The 7,260-nt window shown below is 69.4% G+C and carries 7 protein-coding genes; 1 reads left to right on the top strand and 6 read right to left on the bottom strand.

Annotated elements, in window-relative coordinates; translation table 11 throughout:
• Positions 1-249 (bottom strand): hypothetical protein (locus tag IE264_RS38170; RefSeq protein WP_229887820.1); only part of this gene is annotated, 249 nt, incomplete at its 3' end.
• 120 nt (positions 250-369) lie between these two features.
• Positions 370-1,377, bottom strand: a complete 1,008-nt coding sequence (locus IE264_RS28695) for a stage II sporulation protein M (RefSeq protein ID WP_015608925.1) — start codon at positions 1,375-1,377, stop codon at positions 370-372.
• 120 nt (positions 1,378-1,497) lie between these two features.
• Here IE264_RS28695 and IE264_RS28690 point away from each other — a divergent pair, with 120 nt between their 5' ends.
• Complete coding sequence (locus IE264_RS28690) at positions 1,498-2,433, top strand: RDD family protein (RefSeq protein ID WP_032761023.1); 936 nt, start codon at positions 1,498-1,500, stop codon at positions 2,431-2,433.
• On the opposite strand, the gene IE264_RS28685 is transcribed toward IE264_RS28690, so the two are convergent.
• The 4 genes from IE264_RS28685 to manA all read right to left on the bottom strand — a co-directional run bounded on the left by IE264_RS28685 (position 2,430) and on the right by manA (position 7,231).
• Positions 2,430-3,059: a hypothetical protein gene (locus IE264_RS28685; RefSeq protein WP_032761021.1), complete on the bottom strand. Its 630-nt coding sequence runs from the start codon at positions 3,057-3,059 to the stop codon at positions 2,430-2,432. The two genes, IE264_RS28690 and IE264_RS28685, sit on opposite strands and share 4 nt — an antisense overlap.
• A 169-nt stretch (positions 3,060-3,228) precedes the next feature.
• Positions 3,229-4,686, bottom strand: coding sequence for an adenosylhomocysteinase (gene ahcY / locus IE264_RS28680; RefSeq protein ID WP_015608928.1), 1,458 nt, complete (start codon positions 4,684-4,686; stop codon positions 3,229-3,231).
• Between the two features lie 271 nt (positions 4,687-4,957).
• A complete protein-coding gene (locus tag IE264_RS28675; RefSeq protein WP_051822099.1) occupies positions 4,958-5,968 on the bottom strand; it encodes a cation diffusion facilitator family transporter in 1,011 nt (336 codons plus the stop codon).
• A gap of 87 nt (positions 5,969-6,055) precedes the next feature.
• Positions 6,056-7,231 (bottom strand): mannose-6-phosphate isomerase, class I, encoded by a 1,176-nt coding sequence (manA, locus tag IE264_RS28670; protein ID WP_032761018.1) that lies wholly within the window; start codon positions 7,229-7,231, stop codon positions 6,056-6,058.
• Positions 7,232-7,260 lie beyond the last annotated feature (29 nt).

The following is a 7,260-nucleotide window of genomic DNA, read 5'->3' as shown; positions in this document are numbered from 1 at the left end:
GAGGTTCTTCGCTTTCGCGTTTTCCCTTTCCGGCGGTTCCAACTTTACCAGACTCTTTTTCGTTCCGTTTCCGGTCCGAATTCGATTTCCGGTGGCCTGTGGAGTGGCCTTGCCTTTCGGCGGATCCGACTTTATCAGAAGCGTGTCGGCCGAATGAACGGTCTGCATCTTCGAAATAAAGGGAATCATTTGGCTCTGCGGGATATACGAACTTCCCGGTACGAGCGAGATAGATACTACGCGCTTCACTCGAACCTGTCTAGTTCGAGGCAACCGTTTAAATCTACCTCCCCGCATCGACCGTGTCAACGGTTTTTTGCGGGCGAAGAGGAGACTAGCAGCTCAGCGGGGGCCGACGCACACCGGTGGTCAGGCGGCGGAGGGAAGCTCGGCGCTGCGTTCGACCGCTGTGAGGTCGCCGATGTCGCCGGCTCGTACCGCGCGGCGGCCCAGGATGTAGACGTAAGCGAGGAAGGCCAGTTCAGCGGCGATGCCGATGGTGATCCGGGCCCAGGTCGGAAGGCCTGAGGGGGTCACGAAGCCTTCAATGACGCCGGAGACGAACAGCACCAGGGCCAGGCCTATGGCCATGCCCAGTGCGGCGCGGCCCTGCTGGGCGAGGGCGGTCCGGCGAGAGAGGGGGCCGGGGTCGATCACCGTCCAGCCGAGGCGGAGCCCCGTACCGGCTGCCACGAACACCGCGGTCAGTTCGAGCAGGCCGTGCGGAAGGACCAGACCGAGGAAGACGTCCAGGCGGCCTGCGGAGGACATCAGGCCTATGCCGACACCGAGGTTGAGCATGTTGAGGAAGAGGATCCAGATCACCGGCAGGCAGAGGAACGCGCCCAGCACCAGGCACATCGCGGCCGCCTGCGCGTTGTTCGTCCATACCTGCGCGGCGAACGATGCGGCCGGGTGGCTGGAGTAGTAGGTCTCGTACTCCCCGCCGGGCCGGGTCATGGCCCGGAGGTCTTCCGGGGCGGCTATCGCCGCCTGGACCTCGGGGTGGGTGCCGATCCACCAGCCCAGGAGTGCGGCCACCACTGTGGACAGCACCGCCGTGGGGACCCACCAGTGACGCGAGCGGTAGACCGCCGCGGGGAATCCCGCCGTGAGAAAGCGGGCCGCGTCCCGCCAGGAGGCCTTGCGGGTGCCCGTGACCGTGGCCCTGGCGCGGGCCACGAGCTGGGTGAGGCGGGCGGTGAGCAGCGGGTCGGGGGTGGTCGACTGGATCAGCGAGAGGTGGGTGGCCGTGCGCTGATAGAGGACGACGAGTTCGTCCGCCTCCGCGCCCGTCAGGCTGCGCCCTCGGCGCAGGAGGTGGTCGAGGCGGTCCCACTCCGTGCGGTGGGCGGTGACGAAGACGTCGAGGTCCATGGGCGGCTGTTGCTCCAGGCATGGGTGCGTACGGGCCGTACTACTGCGGCGCGCTGCGGGTCAGCTTGGCAGACTGGGTGCGGCCGGGGGCAGAGAAGGTCGGGGAAGAGTGGGGGCGCGATGAGCGAGTTGGTGACCGGGGACGCGGTTGTCCTGGGGCTGAGGCCGGCGAGGCTGCCGAGCCGGGCTCTGGCGGCGGCTATCGATCTGGCGGTGGTCTTCTGCGTCTTCATGCTGGTCTCGGTCATGGTGGCGATCGCCTCCGTCACGTTGGACGAAGCAGCCGTCGCGGCCATCACGGTCGCCTTGTTCCTGCTCGTGCTGATAGGTGGGCCGATCGCGGTGGAGACGCTGAGCCATGGCCGTTCCCTCGGGAAGCTGGCCTGCGGGCTGCGTGTGGTGCGGGACGACGGCGGGCCGATCCGGTTCCGGCACGCGCTCGTGCGGGGGGCGATGGGGGCCGTGGAGATCCTGATGACGTTCGGGGTCGTGGCCTCCATCGCGTCGCTGGTGTCGGCACGCGGGCGTCGGCTCGGTGATGTCTTCGCGGGGACGCTGGTCATCCGGGAGCGGGTGGCGGCCAAGCGGTCGGTTGCCGTGCCGCCTCCCCCGCCGTGGCTGGTCGGCCGGTTCTCGCAACTGGATCTGTCCGCCGTGCCGGACGAGCTCTGGCTCGCGATACGGCAGTACCTGACGCGGATGCACCAGCTGGATCCCGGTGTCGGCGGTTCGATCGCCGGGCGGCTGGCCGACGAGCTCGTGACGCGGACGGGGATCGCCCCGCCGCAGGGGGTCCCGGCGGCGGCGTTCCTGGCCGCGGTGGTTCATGAACGGCAGGCGCGCGATGCCCGGCGGGTGTTCGCCGGGGCGCGGAACGCGTCCTCCGCTCCACCCGCTCCACCCGCTCCGACTGTGTTTCCCGGGTCCGCGGGGTTTGCCGCGCCTGCCGGTCCTGTCGCCGATGGAAGCGGTGCTGCCGGCGGGCCGCGTCCTGGTCACGGGACGGGGCAGGAGGGGGCGGGAGCGTCCTCTGCGGGGTTCGCTCCGCCCGGTTAGCCGGAGTGCTCGGAGGTGCGGGGGGACGGCGGCGTCTCCAGGTGCTCCAGCTCGATGCCCGGGGCCGCGAGGACGACGTCCCCGGCGATGTGAACGGTGTGCTGATCCCCCGTGTCCAGGGCGCTGACCTGGTATGTGTCCACAATCAGGGGGCCGTTGTCAGTGGCGTGCGCTTCACTGTTCACCAGAGCCCAGGACTGGTCGTTGGTACGGGGTGCGAGGACCGGGTCCGTGAAGGTGACCACGCGGACGCGGGTCTCGGGGGAATCGGGGGTGAGACGCAGGAGCCGGGTCAGGGCGACGAGGAACGCGGGGGATGTTCCGGAGAAGGCGTGGGCGCGGACGTTGCCTTCGGTGGCGTGAGTGCCGGTGGGGTCGGTGCGGACCCAGGTGACGCCTTCCAGGGCGGCTCCCCGTACCTGCCAGCTCGCGGAGTGGAGTTCGAGGCGGATCGGCCGGCCCAGTTCGTCCAGGGCCAGGTCGACGGAGCCCAGGTGGTCGCCCGATGGGGACGTGGTCTGGGAGACGTAGCGCCAGCCCGAGGGGCCGGGGGCGCAGTGGAAGTGTTCTTCACCGAGGGGGGTGTGGTCGTGGAGATCGTGGAGCGAATACCTGCCGCGGGGCATGGGGTCCTTCGGGTTCCTCTGGCTGTGCGGGGGCGGTAACGGGACAGGCCCCCGACACGGGGGTGCGGGGGCCTGTCTCGTAGCTGCTGCTCGCTACGCGCTGCTGACGTGCGCTACCGGTCCTGGAGCCGGCGCTGGGGCTGGAGAGGTAGCGGCGTCAGCGGCGGGATCAGTAGCGGTAGTGGTCGGGCTTGTACGGGCCCTCTACCTCGACACCGATGTACGACGCCTGCTCGGGGCGGAGTGTCGTGAGCCTGACGCCGAGGGCGTCGAGGTGGAGACGGGCGACCTTCTCGTCCAGGTGCTTGGGCAGCACGTAGACGTCGGTCGGGTACTCCTCGGGCTTCGTGAACAGCTCGATCTGCGCGAGGGTCTGGTCGGCGAAGCTGTTGGACATCACGAACGAGGGGTGGCCGGTGGCGTTGCCCAGGTTCAGCAGACGGCCCTCGGAGAGCACGATGAGGACCTTGCCGTCGGGGAACTTCCAGGTGTGGACCTGGGGCTTGACCTCGTCCTTGACGATCCCGTCGATGGCGGCCAGGCCGGCCATGTCGATCTCGTTGTCGAAGTGGCCGATGTTCCCGACGATCGCCTGGTGCTTCATCCTGGCCATGTCCGAGGCCATGATGATGTCCTTGTTGCCCGTCGTGGTGATGAAGATGTCGGCCTGCTCCACCACGTCGTCGAGGGTGGCGACCTGGTAGCCGTCCATCGCCGCCTGGAGGGCGCAGATCGGGTCGATCTCCGTGATGATCACTCGGGCGCCCTGGCCACGGAGGGATTCCGCGCAGCCCTTGCCGACGTCGCCGTAGCCGCAGACGACGGCGGTCTTGCCGCCGATCAGGACGTCGGTGGCGCGGTTGATGCCGTCGATCAGGGAGTGGCGGCAGCCGTACTTGTTGTCGAACTTCGACTTGGTGACCGCGTCGTTCACGTTGATCGCGGGGAACAGGAGGGTGCCGTCGCGGTGCATCTCGTAGAGACGGTGGACGCCGGTGGTGGTCTCCTCCGTCACGCCACGGATCTCGGACGCCAGCTGGGTCCACTTCTGCGGGGACTCGCCGAGGGTGCGGTTCAGCAGGGTGAGGATGTAGGCGTACTCCTCGCTGTCCGCCGTCGACGGGTCCGGGGCCGCGCCGGCCTTCTCGAACTCGACGCCCTTGTGGACGAGGAGGGTGGCGTCGCCACCGTCGTCCAGGATCATGTTCGGACCACCGGTGGGGGTGTTCGGCCAGGTCAGCGCCTGCTCCGTGCACCACCAGTACTCCTCCAGCGTCTCGCCCTTCCAGGCGAAGACCGGGACGCCCGCGGGGGCCTCCGGGGTGCCGTTCGGACCGACGGCGATGGCCGCGGCGGCGTGGTCCTGGGTGGAGAAGATGTTGCAGGAGGCCCAGCGGACCTCGGCACCGAGGGCCACGAGGGTCTCGATGAGCACGGCCGTCTGCACGGTCATGTGCAGCGAGCCGGTGACCCGTGCACCGGCCAGCGGCTGGGCGGCGGCGAACTCCTTGCGGATGGACATCAGGCCGGGCATCTCGTGCTCGGCGAGGGTGATCTCCTTGCGGCCGAAGGCGGCGAGGGAGAGGTCGGCGACCTTGAAGTCCTGGCGATTGGCGACCGTCGTCATAACGGGCTGCTCCTCGTGATGGGTCGAGGTGGGCTGTCTGGGCTGACTCTGCGGCGACGGGCACACGAATGCCCGAGCGTTCGCAGTGCAGTCCGTCGGAGGCCCTCTGTCCCTCGCCCGGCTCGCGTCTGCGGGCCGGTCGACCGCCATCAGCAGCGACGTCTGTTCCGTATCCGAATCTACACCGAACGGCCCAGTGAGCCCCATCCCGTTCGTGGAGCCGGGCGTGTGTGAGGGGTCACCGGGCCGATCGGGGCCGGTGTGCGATGGGTCAGTGGCCGAGATCCTTCGGAGCCGGGGCCGGGTCCGGGGCCGGAGCTGGAGCCGGGGCACCGGACGGGTCGCCCGGGGTGGTGCCGGCCGCGGCGGCTTCCGCGTTGAAGATGTCCGGCTCCAGGTAGATGACCCGGGCGATCGGGACGGCCTCGCGGATCCGGTTCTCGGCGGCGTTGATCGCGTTGGCGATCTCGGTCGCGGTCTCGTCGTGCCGGACCGCGATCTTGGCGGCGACCAGCAGTTCCTCGGGGCCGAGGTGGAGGGTGCGCATGTGGATAATGCCGGTGACGGTGTCACCGTCGACCACGGCCGCCTTGATCTTCTCGACCTCTTCGAGGCCGGCCGACTCCCCGAGCAGGAGGGACTTCGTCTCGACGGCGAGGATGATCGCGATGACGATCAGCAGGATGCCGATGCAGAGGGTCCCGATGCCGTCCCAGACGCCGTTGCCGGTGGCCAGTGCGAGGCCGACGCCTCCGAGGGCGAGCACAAGGCCGACGAGGGCGCCGAGGTCCTCAAGGAGGACGACCGGGAGCTCGGGGGCCTTGGAGCGGCGGACGAACTCGGTCCAGGAGCGGTTGCCGCGCGTCTGGTTGGACTCCTTGATCGCCGTACGGAAGGAGAAGATCTCGGCGATGATCGCGAAGATCAGGACGCCGACCGGCCAGTACCAGGCCGTGATCTCGTGCGGGTGCTTGATCTTCTCGTAGCCCTCGTAGACCGCGAACATGCCACCGACCGAGAAGAGCACGATGGAGACGAGGAACGCGTAGATGTAGCGCTCGCGCCCGTAGCCGAACGGGTGCTCCGGGGTGGCTTCTCGCTTGGCCTTCTTGCCGCCGAGCAGCAGGAGGCCCTGGTTGCCCGAGTCGGCGAGCGAGTGGACGCTCTCCGCGAGCATCGACGAGGAACCACTGAAGAGGAACGCTACGAATTTGGCCACGGCGATCGAGAGGTTGGCGACGAGTGCCGCCACGATCGCCTTGGTTCCGCCTGACGCGCTCATGTGTGCGTGGTGTCCCTTCCTCGGTGTACGGCAGGTGCTGCCGCGCTGCGGCGGCACATTGTTGCAGCCACGGAGAGGGACGGTGTGTCAGGCCGCCACAGTGGCACGGAAGAGTGTGCCCGATCCGGCGGCTTCCACCGCTTCGCCGACCGGTACGTAGACGGACTGCCCCGGGGTCAGGCCGAGTTCGCCGACCCGGACGGCGCCTGCGGTGCAGAGGAGGATCTGGGGGGTGGGGGCGGTCAGTTCGGCGGGCGCGGCGCCGGACGCGAGCGTGTAGCGGGACAGGACGAACTCGTCGACGGGCGTCTCATAACGCTCTTCGCCGGAGGGTGACGCCTCGGGGCGCAGTACGCCGGGTTCGGTGGCTTCGAAGCGGACGATGCGCAGGAGTTCGGGGACGTCGATGTGCTTGGGGGTGAGGCCGCAGCGCAGGACGTTGTCCGAGTTGGCCATGATCTCGACGCCGAGGCCGTCGAGGTAGGCGTGCGGGACGCCGGCGCCGAGGAACAGGGCCTCTCCGGGCTGGAGTCGTACGTAGTTCAGGAGCATCGCCGCGAGGACGCCGGGGTCGCCGGGGTAGTTGTGGGCGATGCGGGCGTACGGGGCGTGGGCGCCGCCGAGGCGTTCCGCGGCGACCGCCGCCTCGGCAACGGTGTCGGCCATCTCCGCCGGGTCGGCGCTGAGGATCGCCGTGAGCACCTCGCGGAGGGCGGCCTCCTCGGGGTGGGCGCGCAGCAGGTCCACGTACGGCTTCAGTGAGTCGACGCCGAGGGCCTCCATCGCGTCCGCCGCCTCGGTGGGCCTGCGGAAGCCGCAGAGGCCGTCGAAGGGGGTGAGGGCGCAGATCAGCTCGGGCTTGTGGTTCGCGTCCTTGTACGTGCGGTGGGGGGCGTCGATCGGGACGCCCCGGGCCTCCTCGTCCTCGTACCCCTTGCGCGCCTGGTCCAGGTCGGGGTGGACCTGGAGGGAGAGGGGGGCTCCGGCCGCGAGCAGCTTGAGGAGGAAGGGGAGGCGGGGGCCGAAGCGGGCGACGGTGGCGGCGCCGAGCTCGCCTTCCGGATCTGCGTCGATGGCCTCGGTGAGCGCGAGTTCCGTCTCGCCCGCCGGGGCGGTGCGGCTGATGCGCGATGGCGCTCCGGGGTGGGCGCCCATCCACATCTCGGCCTGCGGTTCGCCGGTGGGAGCGATGCCGAGCAGGGCGGGAATGGCCGTGGTGGAGCCCCAGGCGTAGGGGCGCACGGTGTTGGACAGGCGGTCCATGGAGTCGTCCTCGGGTGGGGCTGGTGGGG

Origin of the sequence: Streptomyces microflavus (genome assembly GCF_014650075.1) — a bacterium.
GTDB classification, from domain to species: domain Bacteria; phylum Actinomycetota; class Actinomycetes; order Streptomycetales; family Streptomycetaceae; genus Streptomyces; species Streptomyces microflavus.
The sequence above is the reverse complement of the archived record's forward strand: the minus strand, read 5'-3'. Positions and strand labels throughout refer to the sequence as shown.

What these genes read in the sequence shown, in the direction of transcription:
- IE264_RS28675 (WP_051822099.1), bottom strand. Translation starts at nt 5,968, where the DNA reads ATGAGCGCGTCAGGCGGAACCAAGGCGATCGTGGCGGCACTCGTCGCC.
- IE264_RS28685 (WP_032761021.1), bottom strand. Translation starts at nt 3,059, where the DNA reads ATGCCCCGCGGCAGGTATTCGCTCCACGATCTCCACGACCACACCCCC.
- manA (WP_032761018.1), bottom strand. Translation starts at nt 7,231, where the DNA reads ATGGACCGCCTGTCCAACACCGTGCGCCCCTACGCCTGGGGCTCCACC.
- IE264_RS28690 (WP_032761023.1), top strand. Translation starts at nt 1,498, where the DNA reads ATGAGCGAGTTGGTGACCGGGGACGCGGTTGTCCTGGGGCTGAGGCCG.
- ahcY (WP_015608928.1), bottom strand. Translation starts at nt 4,686, where the DNA reads ATGACGACGGTCGCCAATCGCCAGGACTTCAAGGTCGCCGACCTCTCC.
- IE264_RS28695 (WP_015608925.1), bottom strand. Translation starts at nt 1,377, where the DNA reads ATGGACCTCGACGTCTTCGTCACCGCCCACCGCACGGAGTGGGACCGC.